This window comes from Rhizobium lentis (assembly GCF_017352135.1).
GTDB classification, from domain to species: domain Bacteria; phylum Pseudomonadota; class Alphaproteobacteria; order Rhizobiales; family Rhizobiaceae; genus Rhizobium; species Rhizobium lentis.
Genome location: NZ_CP071456.1, coordinates 119,988 through 133,972, shown reverse-complemented (window position 1 = coordinate 133,972; position 13,985 = coordinate 119,988). Strand labels below are relative to the sequence as shown.

The 13,985-nt window shown below is 61.5% G+C and carries 13 protein-coding genes; 4 read left to right on the top strand and 9 right to left on the bottom strand.

The genetic code is table 11. From position 1 onward, the window contains the following. The first annotated feature begins 55 nt into the window (after positions 1-55). From J0663_RS26950 to J0663_RS26940, 3 genes are read left to right on the top strand one after another with little or no spacing between them, the layout of a single operon-like run. Entirely contained in the window at positions 56-922 is an 867-nt protein-coding gene (locus tag J0663_RS26950; RefSeq protein ID WP_207245848.1) for an ABC transporter permease, read from the top strand. Continuing rightward, positions 922-1,731, top strand: coding sequence for an ABC transporter permease (locus J0663_RS26945; protein ID WP_207245847.1), 810 nt, complete (start codon positions 922-924; stop codon positions 1,729-1,731). The genes J0663_RS26950 and J0663_RS26945 overlap by 1 nt, the downstream gene beginning before the upstream one ends. Positions 1,732-1,744: 13 nt before the next feature. After that, the gene (locus tag J0663_RS26940) at positions 1,745-2,506 is read left to right on the top strand and encodes an SDR family NAD(P)-dependent oxidoreductase (protein WP_207245846.1); all 762 of its coding nucleotides are present in this window, start codon (positions 1,745-1,747) and stop codon (positions 2,504-2,506) included. Between the two features lie 123 nt (positions 2,507-2,629). Here J0663_RS26940 and J0663_RS26935 read toward each other — a convergent pair whose 3' ends face one another. Then, entirely contained in the window at positions 2,630-4,414 is a 1,785-nt protein-coding gene (locus tag J0663_RS26935; protein WP_207245845.1) for a trimethylamine N-oxide permease, read from the bottom strand. A gap of 249 nt (positions 4,415-4,663) precedes the next feature. On the opposite strand from J0663_RS26935, the gene J0663_RS26930 reads away from it, so the two are divergent. After that, entirely contained in the window at positions 4,664-7,033 is a 2,370-nt protein-coding gene (locus tag J0663_RS26930) for a trimethylamine N-oxide demethylase (RefSeq protein ID WP_207245844.1), read from the top strand. A 59-nt stretch (positions 7,034-7,092) separates the two neighbouring features. On the opposite strand, the gene minE is transcribed toward J0663_RS26930, so the two are convergent. From minE to J0663_RS26890, 8 genes are all read right to left on the bottom strand, one after another. Next, positions 7,093-7,353 carry a cell division topological specificity factor MinE gene (minE, locus tag J0663_RS26925; protein ID WP_011428260.1) on the bottom strand — a complete coding sequence of 87 codons (261 nt, stop codon included), beginning with the start codon at positions 7,351-7,353 and terminating at the stop codon, positions 7,093-7,095. Then, complete coding sequence (gene minD, locus J0663_RS26920; RefSeq protein WP_064684611.1) at positions 7,350-8,165, bottom strand: septum site-determining protein MinD; 816 nt, start codon at positions 8,163-8,165, stop codon at positions 7,350-7,352. Before minD ends, minE begins: the two co-directional genes overlap by 4 nt. Before the next feature lie 31 nt (positions 8,166-8,196). Continuing rightward, positions 8,197-8,922: a septum site-determining protein MinC gene (gene minC / locus J0663_RS26915; RefSeq protein ID WP_064713342.1), complete on the bottom strand. Its 726-nt coding sequence runs from the start codon at positions 8,920-8,922 to the stop codon at positions 8,197-8,199. Between the two features lie 209 nt (positions 8,923-9,131). Next, positions 9,132-9,734 carry a methyl-accepting chemotaxis protein gene (locus tag J0663_RS26910; protein ID WP_207245843.1) on the bottom strand — a complete coding sequence of 201 codons (603 nt, stop codon included), beginning with the start codon at positions 9,732-9,734 and terminating at the stop codon, positions 9,132-9,134. A gap of 171 nt (positions 9,735-9,905) precedes the next feature. Beyond that, positions 9,906-11,243: an NAD(P)-binding domain-containing protein gene (locus tag J0663_RS26905; RefSeq protein WP_207245842.1), complete on the bottom strand. Its 1,338-nt coding sequence runs from the start codon at positions 11,241-11,243 to the stop codon at positions 9,906-9,908. A 106-nt stretch (positions 11,244-11,349) separates the two neighbouring features. After that, positions 11,350-12,390: a heme-dependent oxidative N-demethylase family protein gene (locus tag J0663_RS26900; RefSeq protein WP_207245841.1), complete on the bottom strand. Its 1,041-nt coding sequence runs from the start codon at positions 12,388-12,390 to the stop codon at positions 11,350-11,352. Positions 12,391-12,414: 24 nt separating this feature from the next. Further along, positions 12,415-13,380 (bottom strand): PDR/VanB family oxidoreductase, encoded by a 966-nt coding sequence (locus J0663_RS26895; protein WP_207245840.1) that lies wholly within the window; start codon positions 13,378-13,380, stop codon positions 12,415-12,417. Next, complete coding sequence (locus J0663_RS26890; RefSeq protein ID WP_207245839.1) at positions 13,377-13,982, bottom strand: dimethylamine monooxygenase subunit DmmA family protein; 606 nt, start codon at positions 13,980-13,982, stop codon at positions 13,377-13,379. The genes J0663_RS26895 and J0663_RS26890 overlap by 4 nt, the downstream gene beginning before the upstream one ends. Positions 13,983-13,985 lie beyond the last annotated feature (3 nt).

Here is a 13,985-nt window from a genome sequence, read left to right as displayed (position 1 = left end):
CCTTGGCGCGAGGGGCCGGTCTCGTGCTTAGAATCGGCGGATAAAGAACCTTTCGATGCCTTTTACTCCTGCCACAAATCGGCGCCTTGTCACCGCGGCTCTTGTCGGTCCGGCCAGCATCTGGCTGTTCGTGTTCTTGGTGCTGCCCTTCATCGCCATCATCGTCTTTGCCTTCGGAGAGCGGGCGCCAGAAGGTGGTTATCAGGCGGCTTTTACCTTTGCGCAGTTTGCCAATCTAGGCTCGCGCGCCGCAGCCTTCAAGAACACGCTGATTCTTGCGCCGATCGGCGCCTTCGCCTGCCTGCTCGTCGCCTATCCGGTTGCTTATTACCTGGCCGTCAAGGCGAGCGCCAAATACCGGCTGCTGCTGGTCTCCCTCGTCGTCGTGCCCTTCTGGACGAGCCTTCTCGTGCGCACCTACGCCTGGATGTACATCTTGGGCGCGCGCGGCATTCCGCATCTCTTGGAGATGGTCGGCATCGAAGACGTCAGGCTGCTGAACACACCGGGCGCCGTGCTGCTCGGCATCGTCTACGGCTACCTGCCGCTTATGATCATGCCGATCTATGTCAGCCTCGAAAAGCTCGACCGCCGCCTTCTGGAGGCCTCCGCCGATCTCGGCGCGCGGCCGCTTTCGACCTTTTTCGGCATTACGCTGCCTCTGTCGCTTCCGGGTGTGATGACCGGCATCGCCCTCGTCACCATCCTGCTGCTCGGCGAATATTTGATCCCGCAGTTGCTTGGCGGCGGCAAAGTCTTCTTCATCGGCAATGCGCTGGTCGATCTCTTCCTGCAGTCGCGCAACTGGCCGTTCGGCTCTGCAATCGCTGTCACTCTCGTCGTTGTCGTCGTCATCGTGCTGTTGATCGCCATGCGCATCGCCTGGCGTGTTGCCGGTACCCGCCAAGTGGATCTCGTCTGATGCGCGCGCTGGTCACCGCAGTCTACCTGTTCCTCTACACGCCGATCGCGCTTGTCGTGCTGTTCTCCTTTAATGCCGGCCGTAATGCCAGCGATTTCACCGGCTTCTCGACGCAATGGTATGGCAGGGCGATTGCGAACACTTTCCTGATGGAAGCGCTGCAGAACAGCCTGACCATCGCCTTTACCAGTGCCGGGCTGGCGGCCATTTTCGGCACGATGGCGGCGATCGGCATGGAGCGGCTCGGCGCCCGGGCGCGAGCGGTCTTCGACGGGCTGTTCGCTGCGGCGATCGTCGTTCCCGGCGTCGTCATCGGCATTGCGACGCTGGTGGCGCTGGTCGAGGTCTTCGGCTTCGTCAATCCGCTGATCGCCGCCGTCTGGCCAGGCGAACAGGCGCCGAAGCTATCACTCGGCTATGGCTCGATCATCGCCGCCCACGGCCTCTTCACCATGGCGCTGGTGACAATGATCGTCAAAGCACGCATCGCCAGCCTCGGCCGTGACATCGTCGAAGCGTCGAGCGACCTTTACGCCACGCCTTTCACCACTTTTCGCCAGATTGTGCTGCCGCAGATCCTGCCGTCAATCCTGGCCGGGTTCCTGCTCGCCTTCACCTTCTCCTTCGACGATTTCATCATCGCCTTTTTCGTCGCAGGTTCGAACACGACACTGCCGATCTATGTCTTCGCCTCGATCCGTCGTGGCGTGACGCCGGAGATCAACGCCATCGCCACGATGGTGCTTGTCGCATCGCTGGGACTGATCCTCATCGCGCGCTTTCTGATGCGCGAGAAAACAACAAACTGAACGGGAAACACCAATGATTCTTGAAAATCGCGTCGCGATCATCACCGGAGCGGGCTCGGGCATCGGCCAGGCCGGCGCGCTGATCATGGCAGGAGAAGGTGCTTTCGTCGTCGTGGCCGACCTGAATGCCGCCAGTGCCGCCGAAACCGTCGACCGGATTGAGGCCGCCGGCGGCAGGGCTGAGTGCCTAGTTCTCGACGTCACCGACGACAGGGCGCTCGAAGCGGGCATCGCTGCGGTCGCCGAACGTCATGGCCGAATCGACATCCTCCACAATCATGCCGGCGCACAGGTGGCGGGCGATCTGGAACAGGTGGCTGTCGAGGGTTTCGACAGGTCCTGGAGCCTGAATGTCCGAGCGCATTTCATGGCGGCCCGCTTCGTCATGCCGCTGATGAAGAAGGCGGGCCGCGGCGTCATCCTCAACACCTCTTCCTCGTCGGGCGTACTCTACGATCGCGAGATGATCGCCTATACGACGACGAAACATGCGGTCATCGCGATGACCCGGCAGATGGCCGGCGACTACGCCAGGTTCGGCATCCGCGTCAACGCGCTCTGCCCGGGCTGGGTGGATACGCCGTTCAACGAACCCTTCATCGCCCAGATGGGCGGCCGTGGCGCGATCGAGGCCTATGTCGCTGAGAAGGTGCCGCTCGGACGCTGGGCCGATGTTTCCGAAATCGCCGAGCCCATTCTCTTCCTGGTCTCGGACCGTTCGTCCTACATGACCGGTCAGATTCTCGTCGTCGACGGCGGCGAGACCATTGTTTGACGGTGGTGGAATGGTTTGCCCCCTACTAGGTCAACCCTCATCCAGATCAAATCCCAGAATCAGGGCATGAAAAAGCCGCCATGTTTCCATGGCGGCTTGCGGCTTTTCTGCTTGGGAGGCTATTCAAGCCGGGAGCTGGAAGAACCAGTTGGCGATCAGTACGATCGCGAGGCCGCCGACAAGTGCAAGATAAGGGAGCATGCCGGCTTTCCTGACGCCGAGATCCTGGCCGATGAGGCCGAGATCCTCCATCGCGCCGGCCGGGAACTTGCCGCCGTCGCGCACATAGTGGCGATAGGCGAAGACGGGCAGGATCAGTGCGGCGAAGATGAATCCGACCCAGAGTGCGTTGGAATAACCCCAGACCTTGGCGCCGGCGCCGAGGAAGAGCGCGTTGACGAAGGCGAGCACGGTGTTGAGGCCGATCAGCCAGCTCGGCGCCTTCCAGGGCCGTTCGATATGGCCGGAATCCACCCGGTGGATCCAGCCGGAATTGAGGTTCAGGAAGTTGAAGATGATGTAGCCGACATTCGAGACGGCGAGTACGAAGAAGTAGCCGCCGACGTCCGATGCGATCGCCAGAAGGAAGAGATTGAAGGCGAAATCGGTCCACATCGCCCGTGTCGGGGCGCCATGCTCGTTGGCGTGGTCGAGATATTTCGGCAGCCAGCCGTCTTTCGAACCCTGATAGAGCGTACGTGAGGAACCGGCCATTGCCGTCATGATGGCGAGGAAGAGCGCCAGGATCATCAATATCACGAGCAGTTGGGTGATCACCCGGCCGGCGCCGATCAGGCCGCCAAGCGCTTCGGCAACGCCCGTGCCATCGACGATGCCGGGGGCCAGCATGCCGGCGTGGCCGAGTACGCCCTGGAAGGCGAAGGGCACCAGGAAGAAGAACAGGCAGCAGGCCAGGCCGGAATAGAAGATCGCCTTGAAGGTGTCTGTCTTCGGATTCTTCAGTTCGCGGGTGTAGCAGACCGCCGTCTCGAAGCCGTAGGTCGACCAGGCGGCGATATACAGGCCGCCGAGAAACAGCGTCCAGCCGCCATTGCTCCAGCTGCCGTCGCTGGCGGCATAGGCCGCCGTCGGCGGGACGAGGCCGGTGACATTTGCGGAAACGATCTGGCCGCTGACGATCGGATAAAGGCCGATGATCAGCAGCGGCACCAGCACGATGATCGCCAGCCATTTCTGCACGCTAGCCGTTTCCGAGATGCCGCGATGCTGGATCGCGAAGATGATCAGCATCAGGATGCCGCCGATGAAGAAGGTGGCGTTGATGTTGGCGGTGGCGAGGTAGGGAATGCTGAAGCTTGCCAGCGACCAGTTGCGGATCGCCGGCGTCAGAGCGGCAGCACCGTCGGCGCCGAGCAGCGCCTTGACGGCATCGTCAGGCGTCGTGCCGGCGTGGGCTGCGATATATTCGGCGACGCGGGGGCTGTCGGCCGTGACGGAAGCGGCATGCGCGGCGATCCAGTCGAGGACCATTTGCGAATCGGCTGCCGGAATCGGGAAAAATGCATTGAGAATGTAGCCGGCGGCGATGGCACAGCCGAGTGAAAGCACCGGCGACCAGGCAAACCAGTTGCACCAGACCGACAGCGGCGCGATGAATTTCGAATAGCGCAGCCAGGCGGTGGCGCCGTAGACGGAGGCCCCGCCGGATTTGTTGCCGAACATGCCGGCGATCTCGGCATAGGTGAAGGATTGCAGGAAACCCATCACCATCGAGATGATCCAGACGACGAAGGCGAGCTTGCCCGTCGTGCCTGCGATGCCGCCGATGGAGAAGAGAACGAGCGGCGGCACGCCCGCGGCCACCCAGAATGCGCCCTTCCAGTCGAGCGCGCGTATAAGCTTACCTTCGGTGCCGGATGCAATTCCGGCCTCCACAATATCTGTCATCGGCGAAATTCCCCATTCGATTGTTCCGGACGTATCTCTGTACGTCTCCCTGAACGTGTCTCCCTGACGGTCTCGAGCGCGCTCGGATGATTTTGGCGATCCGCGCTCCCGACGGATTCTCCGAGCCTGAACTCTTGATGCATAGTGAAGATATTTTCTTTTTAGTCAATATGACTTTACTTTCCATAGGCATTTTGTAACCTGTATGGGCGTATGCTGAAGGGCATGCCGATCCCCCATGAGGGTAGAATGCGAGAACTTCATCCTGTCATGCCGGGCCCCCGAACGATCGTTCCGAGCCTCGTCCATTACCCCGGTATTCCCGCCCTGCCGGCGGGCAGTGAACGCTACCGGGCAAAGGGTGGCGGATCGGTCGTCGTGCGCGTGGAGCCGGGCGACCGCGTGAGCGTCATCGACAGCGAAGGCGGGCAGATTTGTGAGCTCTCCTTCCTTGACGAAAAAGGGCGCTTCCAGGCAGCCGGTCTCGGAACGGCATTCAGCAATTCAGCCGAGGGCTTGAAGGCCATTCTTCAGGCGGAGGATGAGAGTGCTGCCCGCACGCGCGCGGCACTTCAGCGGCGCGGCGCCGATCTCGCAGCGGCCGGCGCGCTCCGCGTCTTCGGGGCAGGATCGACGCCGGGCAGCCGGGCGGAGTTCACGATTGCCGTGAAGGGTCTGCTGATCGTTGCGGCACCCGCCGGCGCCATGTCGCCGGAGGCGCAGGACACGGCGACGCCGATCGAGATCCGGATCAAGCGCAGCCTGCTGGTCCGCGACTATGCCTCCGCCCTGCCGGAGCCGGCGGCCGATCCGATCGAGGATATCCGCATCCGGGCGGCGAGCGCAGCCGCCTATTTCGTGCGCGCCGGCGAATTCATTCAGATCATCGACGTCTATGGGCGCCAGTGCACCGATTTCCAGGCCTTTGCCGCCCGCAAGGTCGACAAGGGCCTCGATCTCGCGCTCGATTCGACCGTCACCCGCACGCTGCTCGGCCGCAGCTATCCCACGCCCGGCCTGCCGTCCAAGGCTTTCGACCGCGACTTCGAGCCGCTGGTCGAGATCGTCCAGGATACGGTCGGCCGCCACGACGCTTTCGCGACTGCCTGCAATTCACGCTATTACGACGACATGGGTTATCCCGGCCACGTCAACTGCACGGACAATTTCAACGCGGCGCTGGCGCCTTATGGCATTGCCGGGCGCAAGGGCTGGGAAGCGCTGAACTATTTCTACAATACCAATATCGACCACAACAACCAGCTCTATCTCGACGAGCCCTGGTCGCGTCCCGGCGATTACGTGCTGATGCGTGCGCTGACGGATCTCGTCTGCGTCTCATCGTCCTGCCCTGACGATATCGATGCGGCGAACGGCTGGGATCCGACGGATATCCACGTCCGCACCTTTTCCGGAAAAGAGAAATTCTCACGAGCGGTAGCCTATCGCATGACCCCAGATGCCGAAGCCGAACTGACGCGCGAAACCGCCTTCCATCCCCGCCTTTCGGCGTTGACGCGAGACTATACGGAATATCGCGGCTACTGGTTGCCGAACCGCTTCTCGTCCGAAGGACCGGTCGAGGAATACTGGGCCTGCCGCGAGCGCGCCGCCGTCATCGATCTCTCGCCCTTGCGGAAGTTCGAAGTGACGGGTCCGGACGCCGAGGAACTGCTGCAATACTGCCTGACGCGCGACGTGCGAAAACTCTCGACCGGCCAGGTCGTCTATTCCGCGATGTGCTACGAAAACGGCGGCATGATCGACGACGGCACCCTCTTCAGACTCGGCGACAAGAACTTCCGCTGGATCGGCGGCGATGATTTCAGCGGCATATGGCTGCGTCAGCAGGCCGAGAAGAAGGGTTTCAAGGCCTGGGTTCGCTCATCGACCGATCAGTTGCACAATATCGCGCTGCAAGGGCCGCGGAGCCGCGACATCCTGAAGGAGATTATCTGGACGGCGCCGCGCCAGCCCGCGATCGGCGAGCTCGAATGGTTCCGCTTCACCGTCGGCCGCATCGGCGGCTTCGAGGGGGCGCCGGTCGTGATCTCGCGCACGGGCTATACCGGCGAGCTCGGCTACGAGATCTTCTGTCATCCGAAGGATGCGCTGGGGGTGTTCGATGCCGTCTGGGAGGCAGGCCAACCGCACGGGCTGAAGCCGATGGGGCTGGAGGCACTCGACATGGTCCGCATCGAGGCGGGCCTGATCTTTGCCCACCACGAATTCACCGACCAGACGGATCCGTTCGAGGCCGGCATCGGCTTTACCGTGCCGCTGAAATCCAAACAGGACGATTTCATCGGCCGCGAGGCGCTGATCCGGCGCAAGGAACATCCGCGCCATCTGCTCGTCGGCCTTGATATCCAGGCGAACGAGGCGGTCGGCCATGGCGATTGCGTCCATATCGGCCGGGCCCAGATCGGCGTCGTCACCAGCGCCACGCGCTCGCCTGTTCTCGGCAAGACGATCGCGCTCGCCCGCATAGACGTGATGCATGCGAGCCCGGGCACCGAGGTCGAGATCGGCAAGCTCGACGGCCACCAGAAGCGTTTGCCGGCGACGATCGTGCCGCTTTCGCATTACGATCCGCAGAAGACGCGCCCGCGATCGTAACCCACTTCGTGTTCGGGAGACGACGATCGGTTCCGTCCGTCGTCCCCCGGATATTGCCCTCAAGCGGCCTGTACGGCTGCGTTCAGCGGGATTTCGACGTCGATCTCAAGAGTGGAGACAAACTCGTTGCGGTCGATCGTCACCTGCACCTTGTCGTGGTCGAGCTCGACATGTTTTGCTATGACCGCAAGGATTTCCTCGCGCAGCAGCGAAACAAGGTCCGATCCTGCCGATGAGCGTTCGTGCGCAAGGAGCACCTGCAAGCGTTCGCGGGCGGCGGGTGCCGTTCTCTGCTTGTTGAAAAGACGGAAGATATTCATGCTGCCCTCCGTCCGAAGATCTTGCCGAATAGATTGCGCTTTTCCTCGGGGATCGTGATCGGCAAGGTTTCGCCGGCGAGCCGGCGCGCGGCATCGAAATAAGCCATCGCAGCCGCGCTGCGGCTTTCCGCCAGCGTGACCGGCGCACCGATGTTGGAGGCGCGCAGCACATCCATGCTCTCCGGCACGATGCCGAGGAGCGGGATGGAGAGGATCTCGAGGACGTCGTCGACCTTCAACATGTCGCCGCGTTCGGCGCGGTTGGCGTCATAGCGGGTGAGCAGCAGATGCTTTTCCATCCGCTCGCCGCGTTCGGCCTTGGCGGTCTTGGCGTCGAGCAGGCCGATGATCCGGTCTGAATCGCGTACAGACGAGACTTCCGGATTGGTGACGACCACGGCGACATCGGCATGGCGCATGGCAAGTGTCGCGCCGCGCTCGATCCCGGCGGGGCTGTCGCAGATGATCCAGTCGAAGTAGCGCTTCAGATCGTTGATGACGCGCTCGACACCCTCGGCCGTCAGATTGTCCTTGTCGCGGGTTTGAGAGGCCGGCAGCAGGAACAGCGTCTCCAGCCGCTTGTCGCGGATCAGCGCCTGGGTGAGCTTGGCGTCGCCCTGGATGACGTTGATCAGGTCGTAGACGACCCTCCGCTCTGCGCCCATCACGAGGTCGAGATTGCGCAAGCCGACGTCGAAATCGACGACGACGACCTTTTCATTGCGTTGCGCCAGCGCCGCTCCCAATGCGGCGGTCGAGGTCGTCTTTCCGACCCCGCCCTTGCCTGACGTGACGACGATCACTTTCCCCATTTCTCTCTCCTTTGTCGTGGCCGCAGCCGAGTCAGATCAGTTTTTCCGCCATGATCGCGTCCTCTTCGAGCCAGAGCTGGACAGCCTGTCCGCGAAGATTGGGGGCCATGTCTTCCGCCATTTTGTAGATGCCGTCGATCGCCACCAGCTCGGCCTCGAGCTTGCGGCAAAAGATCCGCGCCGATGCGTTTCCGATGGAGCCTGCCATGGCCCGGCCGCGCAACGCGCCGTAGATATGGACGGAGCCGCCGGCGATCACTTCCGCGCCCGAGGCGACCGAGCCGACGATGGTGACGTCGCCTTCCGGGAAGATCACCGACTGCCCCGAGCGCACCGGTTCCCTGATGACGATGGATTGCGTTGTCGTTACCGGGCGGGTCTCGGTCGCTGTTGGCTTGGCCACCGGATCGGCAGGCTCGTTCGCCTGAACCTCGATGTCGGAAGCGGAGCGGCCGCCTTTCAGTGCCGGAGGCATGCCCGCGCCGAGGATCGAAGGGCGCGCGCCCTCGATACCCATGATGCTAACATTGCGCTTGGCAAGTTCGGCGATGAGGTCCTTCAGCTGCGGCCGGTCGATTTGCAGGTCCGTCAAATCGAGAACGACAGGCCGCCCCAGGAAGAAGCCGGCCGAACGGGCAGCCAGATCGTCCAATCTGGTCAACCAATCATCGATCGGCAGGTCCGGGGACAGCATGACCGCCAGGAAAGAGCGGCCCTTGATTCGGATAGAGCGAGCGTCTGTTAGCACTTTGGTCATCTGTGTGAAGAAATCGTTGACCATGTCTACCGCTAGTATGGTTAACAAAAAGTTAACGCGGCCCTAACATTACCGATAATGCGATGAGGTTCTTCACCCGCAGGATTTCTGCAAATCATTGGAAAACCACGATATTGCAGTTCGCGCGGGACGGTTAACAATGCGGGCTATCGACGTGAGCCGCGAATCTGCCGCTGCTCGCGTAGCGCTCAGCCTTCTGGCTTGCGTTGCGCGTTGGAAATGGCGCGTGCGGCCTCCTCCGAGGAGTTGGCGAGGGTGCGCATCTCGGCTGCAAGCACGGCAAAGCCTGACCCTGCCGTGCCGGCACGGGCCGCCTCGATACCGGCATTGACGGCGAGCAGCTTGAGGTAGCGCAGCGACTGCAGGATCTCGTTGGTCTTCGAGGCGGTGACGCGCATGTCGGCGGTCTGTTCGTCGATTCGCTGATAAAGCGATTCGATATTGATGATGCTGCCCTCGAGATAGAGAAGCTCGCCCTTCTCGTCCCAGATGCCGCCACCGGTTTCGGTCACCCAGGTGAGATGGCCCTTGGCGTGGCGGATGCGGTATTCCATCGTCCAGTCCGTCCGCTGCTCAAGCGCCTGCCCGACCACCTCGTCCATCAAAGGCACGTCTTCCTCGTACATGATCGAGGTGAAGGTCCGCGCGCGATTGCCGATGATCTCGTCGGCGGGGTAACCGAAAATGCGCTCGATGCCGTTGGTCATCTCGAGCATCGTGTAGTTTTCGTCGGCGCGGCAGCGGTAGAGAAAACCGTTCATGCGCCCGAGAATGCTCGTTTGAAAATCCATGAAGGCCACATCCGAAGAGAAGATTGCAAAGCGATTGATGCCGTCTCGTTGTGTCAACGCATCCGGTGATCGCAAAACCGCTGCATATTTTGCGCGAGATGCGTAAAGGACCGGGTCATAATGCGGGCGGAGAGTGCATGGATACCCTCCTCCCACAATGGAGGCCCACCGTCAGTTGCGCAGATATTCCTCCATGGAATCGTCGAGCGCCTCGACCCAAGGCGTGTGATGCGTCGGCGACATGTTGCCGGTCATCAGCGAGCGGTAGGCATGGTCGCGGAAGCCCATGATGTTCTCGGCCTTGTGATGTTCCCACTCCATGAAGGTCCGGTTGGTGCCTTCGATGTCGAAGGAGGGATAATCGGTCTCGGCGAGCAGTTCCTTCACATAGTCGCCCTGATACCAGATCATCTGCTCGGCATCCTCGAGCGTCTCCTCGCGGGCCCGCCACATGTCGAAATTCGCCTTCAGCTCTTCTTCCGGCGGCAGGGTGATGCGGCCCATCATCACGTCGCGCGCCCACCAGGCCTGCACGTCGAACATGTTGAAGGTATAGAACTGGTCCTGCATGCCGATATAGAACAGCTGCGGATTCTTGTCGAAGATCACGCCCTTGTAGAGGCTGTCGGCCCACAGTCGGTTGGCCGTCTTCAGCCGGAGATCGTCGGGCAGGAAGGGAAAATGGTGCTGGTATCCGGTGCAGAGGATCAGGGCATCGACCTCCTTGGTCGAGCCGTCGAGGAAATGCGCCGTGCGGTTTTCGAGCTTGGTCAGCAGCGGCCGCTCTTCGAAATTCTCCGGCCATTTGAAGCCCATCGGCTTCGAGCGATAGCTCGTCGTCACTGATTTCGCGCCGTATTTCCAGCATTGGGAACCGATATCTTCGGCCGAATAGCTGCGGCCGACGATCAGAATGTCCTTGCCCTTGAATTCAAGCGCGTCGCGGAAATCATGGGCGTGCAGGACGCGGCCGTTAAAGGTCTTCACGCCCTCGAAATAGGGCACATTCGGCGTCGAGAAGTGACCGGTCGCAACGACGACATAATCGAATTCCTCGTCATACATCCGGTCCTCGATCCGGTTATGCGCCGTCACCGTGAATTTCTTCGTGGCCTCATCGAAGCGGACCATGCGCACCGGCGTGCTGAAGCGCACCCAGTGGCGGACATTCGCTTTCTCGACGCGGCCCTTGATATAGTCCCAGAGCACAGCGCGCGGCGGGTAGGAGGCGATCGGCTTGCCGAAATGTTCCTCGAAGGAATAATCGGCGAATTCGAGGCATTCCTTCGGACCGTTCGACCAGAGGTAGCGATACATGCTGCCATGGACCGGTTCGCCATATTCGTCGAGGCCGGTGCGCCATGTATAGTTCCAGAGCCCGCCCCAGTCCGACTGCTTTTCGAAGCAGACGATCTCCGGGATTTCGGCGCCCTTCTGGGCAGCCGATTGAAAGGCGCGCAGTTGCGCAAGCCCGGAAGGACCGGCACCGATGACGGCTACTCTTGTCATGAAGCATTCCCCTCTTGATGATATGGCATCGTCTCCTGGATAACCCCTCGAACTGAATCGAAGAAAATAAAATTATCCAGAAATTCAAAGTCTTACGGCATTTCTGTCAGTCCGGATAAATACCGGGGCTGGTCGGAGCCCCGTCGTCATATTTGGAAAGCCAGTCGATCGTCGTCTCGCGGTAACGGGTGAGCCCCTTGTAGTCGATCAGTTCCGGCGGCAGCGTCTTCAGCACCCGCGGGAACCGCCGCGCCCATTTCGGCACGGTGACGAGCTCTTCCATGTTCATCAGGTAGCAGCGGATGACGAAGAGGATGGCGTTGGAGCGCGGCAGACGCCAGAGGCTTTGCAGCTCGACCCGCAGATGCACTTTCTCGCCGACATTGTCCGGCGTCACCGTCGTGCGGTCGGGGCCCCATTTGTGATAATTTTCGGGGCTGGTGTCGAGCCGCGGATTAATTGTCATCGTCCAGTTGAAACGTCGTGTCGGCTTGCCCTGCTGCAGGTTCAGGAGGAATTTCAGTGCTCGGTCGAAGACGCCGATCTGATGGGCGAGCGGCACCGGCCCATGCCACTCCATGAAATTCATGCCGATATCGAAATCGAGCGACCAGTCGGCCTGCGTCGTCACCATGCCGGCATCCATCCACAGATTGCCGTCGCGCTGATCGACGATGCAGAAATCGCCCTGGGCCTGGCGGGTGATATATTCGAAGGGCTCATAGGGCAGCGTCGAAGCATCGCCGAAGGTGAAGCTGTCGTCTATCCCGAGCGGCCGGTTGATCCAGCGCCACTGGTCGCCGTTGCGGATCAATGTGAAGTGATCGGGGTAACCCGCCGCCTGCTCTTCCATCAAAAGTTCGAGCGTGTCCCATTGCGCGCTCATCATATGCGGCAGCGCCTGATAGCGCAGCGGATCTTCCTTCAGCACCAGCGCCCGATCGTGCATCTCGGCGACGTAATGCTCGTCAACATCAATCAGGTTTTCGTAGACGGTGCCCGCCCGGCCGCGCACATGCGGCTCCATGTTGACCGAATACATGTATTCGTCGCGGTCGAACGGAAACGGGAAACGGCGGATGTTTCCGGGGCTGTTCCGATAACTGAAATCGTCCCGGAATGTTTCTTGCTTGAAGGCGATTGCCATGTCCGGTCTCCTTTTCCGATGCCGTCAGAGATCAAGATGCAGCGTGTTGCCCTCGAAGCGGGAAACACAGATCATCACCTTGCTGCCGGATGCCTTTTCTTCGTTCGTCAGATAGACGTCGTTGTGCAGCAGTTTGCCGTCGCAGGTGACGACACCGGTCTCGCATTGACCGCAGGCGCCGCCGCGACAGAGGAAGGGCGCGTCGACGCCCGCCGCCTCGATTGCCTCCAGCATGCTTTCATGATGGCCGACCTTCACGGTCTTGCCGGAACGGATCAGCTCCATCGTGAAAGGCTTGCCAGGCAGCGACGACAGGAACCGTTCCGAATGCAGGTTCTGCTCCGGCCAGCCGGCGTCGAGCCCCGCTTTCATCACGCCATCGATCATGCCGGAGGGGCCGCAGACATAGAGATGTGTGCCGAGCGGCTGACAGTCGAGCAGGCGCGTCAATGGGATGGAGCCCCCCTCGGCGTCGCAATAGATCTTGATGCGATGGGGACCGTAGCGCTCCAGGAGTTCCCGCCAGTAGGCGCCGCGGTCGCGCGTGCGGATGGCGTAATGCAGTTCGAAATTGGCACCTTCGCGGGTAAACTGCTCCATCATCGCGATGAAGGGGGTAATGCCGATGCCGCCGGCGATCAGAAGATGCTTGCGCCCGCGCCAGTCGGGCTGGAAGAGGTTGACGGGATAGCTGACCTTCAGCTCGTCGCCTTCGCTGACCTTCTCATGCATGAAGGTGGAGCCGCCGCGTGAATCCTCGACATGCAGCACGCTGATCTCATAGGCCGCGCAATCATGCGGCGGCGACATCAGCGAATAGGCATTGCGGCGCGTATGGCCGCCGTCGTTCATCGAGACGATGATATGGGCGCCGCCGGAAAAATAGGGCATCGGCTTGCCATCGAGGCGTTCGAAGCGGAAACGCTTGACGCGCTCGGCGATCGGCGTGATCCGCGCCACGCGGACGGGAATTTCAGTGCCACCGCTCAAAGAAACAACTCCTCCGGATCGGGCCCGCTGCCGGGCTCTTCCGCGTCGATATTGACGCCCTGGAAGGCGGCGAGCCGCCGGGAATAATGATCGCGCACCAGAAGCGAGAGTCCGCAATGACTGCAGGCGAAGGGGCTGGTGGTAACGTCGTCTGTGATGCCCTTGCAATGGACACATTGCACCCGCCTGGCCAGCGAGCCGCGATGCTCGGTGATGATGGAGGCGTGGTCCATGCCGTAGTCGAGCGCCACGAGCATCGCCTGGCCGATGAAGCCTTCCGTGCCCGAGAGATAAAGCCGGGTGCCCATATGGGCGGTGGCGAGCGAGCCTTTCAACCGGAAGAGCAGTGTCGCGATGGTCGGCGCCGTGAAAAACATGTCGGCACCGAGGCGGCGCAACGCCTCGCCGAGGCCGGTTCCATGGGAGCCGCGGGCGACATAGAGAATCTCGCTGCGGGAAAGAACGGTCTCGTCAAGCGCGGGCTGCTGATCGAGGAGAGCCTTGGCGCCCTCCCCTTCGAGCGCGAAAATGTGCCGCCGGGCGCGCGGCTGGATGGTCAGGCCTGAATAGACTGGTCGGCTCTTGATGCCTGCAACGAGCATTGG

Bases quoted from the DNA above. Each gene is read 5' to 3' on its own strand.
- J0663_RS26910 (WP_207245843.1), bottom strand. From the start codon at position 9,734: ATGGATTTTCAAACGAGCATTCTCGGGCGCATGAACGGTTTTCTCTAC.
- J0663_RS26940 (WP_207245846.1), top strand. From the start codon at position 1,745: ATGATTCTTGAAAATCGCGTCGCGATCATCACCGGAGCGGGCTCGGGC.
- minC (WP_064713342.1), bottom strand. From the start codon at position 8,922: ATGACCAAAGTGCTAACAGACGCTCGCTCTATCCGAATCAAGGGCCGC.
- J0663_RS26945 (WP_207245847.1), top strand. From the start codon at position 922: ATGCGCGCGCTGGTCACCGCAGTCTACCTGTTCCTCTACACGCCGATC.
- minE (WP_011428260.1), bottom strand. From the start codon at position 7,353: ATGAATATCTTCCGTCTTTTCAACAAGCAGAGAACGGCACCCGCCGCC.
- J0663_RS26935 (WP_207245845.1), bottom strand. From the start codon at position 4,414: ATGACAGATATTGTGGAGGCCGGAATTGCATCCGGCACCGAAGGTAAG.
- J0663_RS26900 (WP_207245841.1), bottom strand. From the start codon at position 12,390: ATGGCAATCGCCTTCAAGCAAGAAACATTCCGGGACGATTTCAGTTAT.
- J0663_RS26890 (WP_207245839.1), bottom strand. From the start codon at position 13,982: ATGCTCGTTGCAGGCATCAAGAGCCGACCAGTCTATTCAGGCCTGACC.
- minD (WP_064684611.1), bottom strand. From the start codon at position 8,165: ATGGGGAAAGTGATCGTCGTCACGTCAGGCAAGGGCGGGGTCGGAAAG.
- J0663_RS26905 (WP_207245842.1), bottom strand. From the start codon at position 11,243: ATGACAAGAGTAGCCGTCATCGGTGCCGGTCCTTCCGGGCTTGCGCAA.
- J0663_RS26930 (WP_207245844.1), top strand. From the start codon at position 4,664: ATGCGAGAACTTCATCCTGTCATGCCGGGCCCCCGAACGATCGTTCCG.
- J0663_RS26950 (WP_207245848.1), top strand. From the start codon at position 56: ATGCCTTTTACTCCTGCCACAAATCGGCGCCTTGTCACCGCGGCTCTT.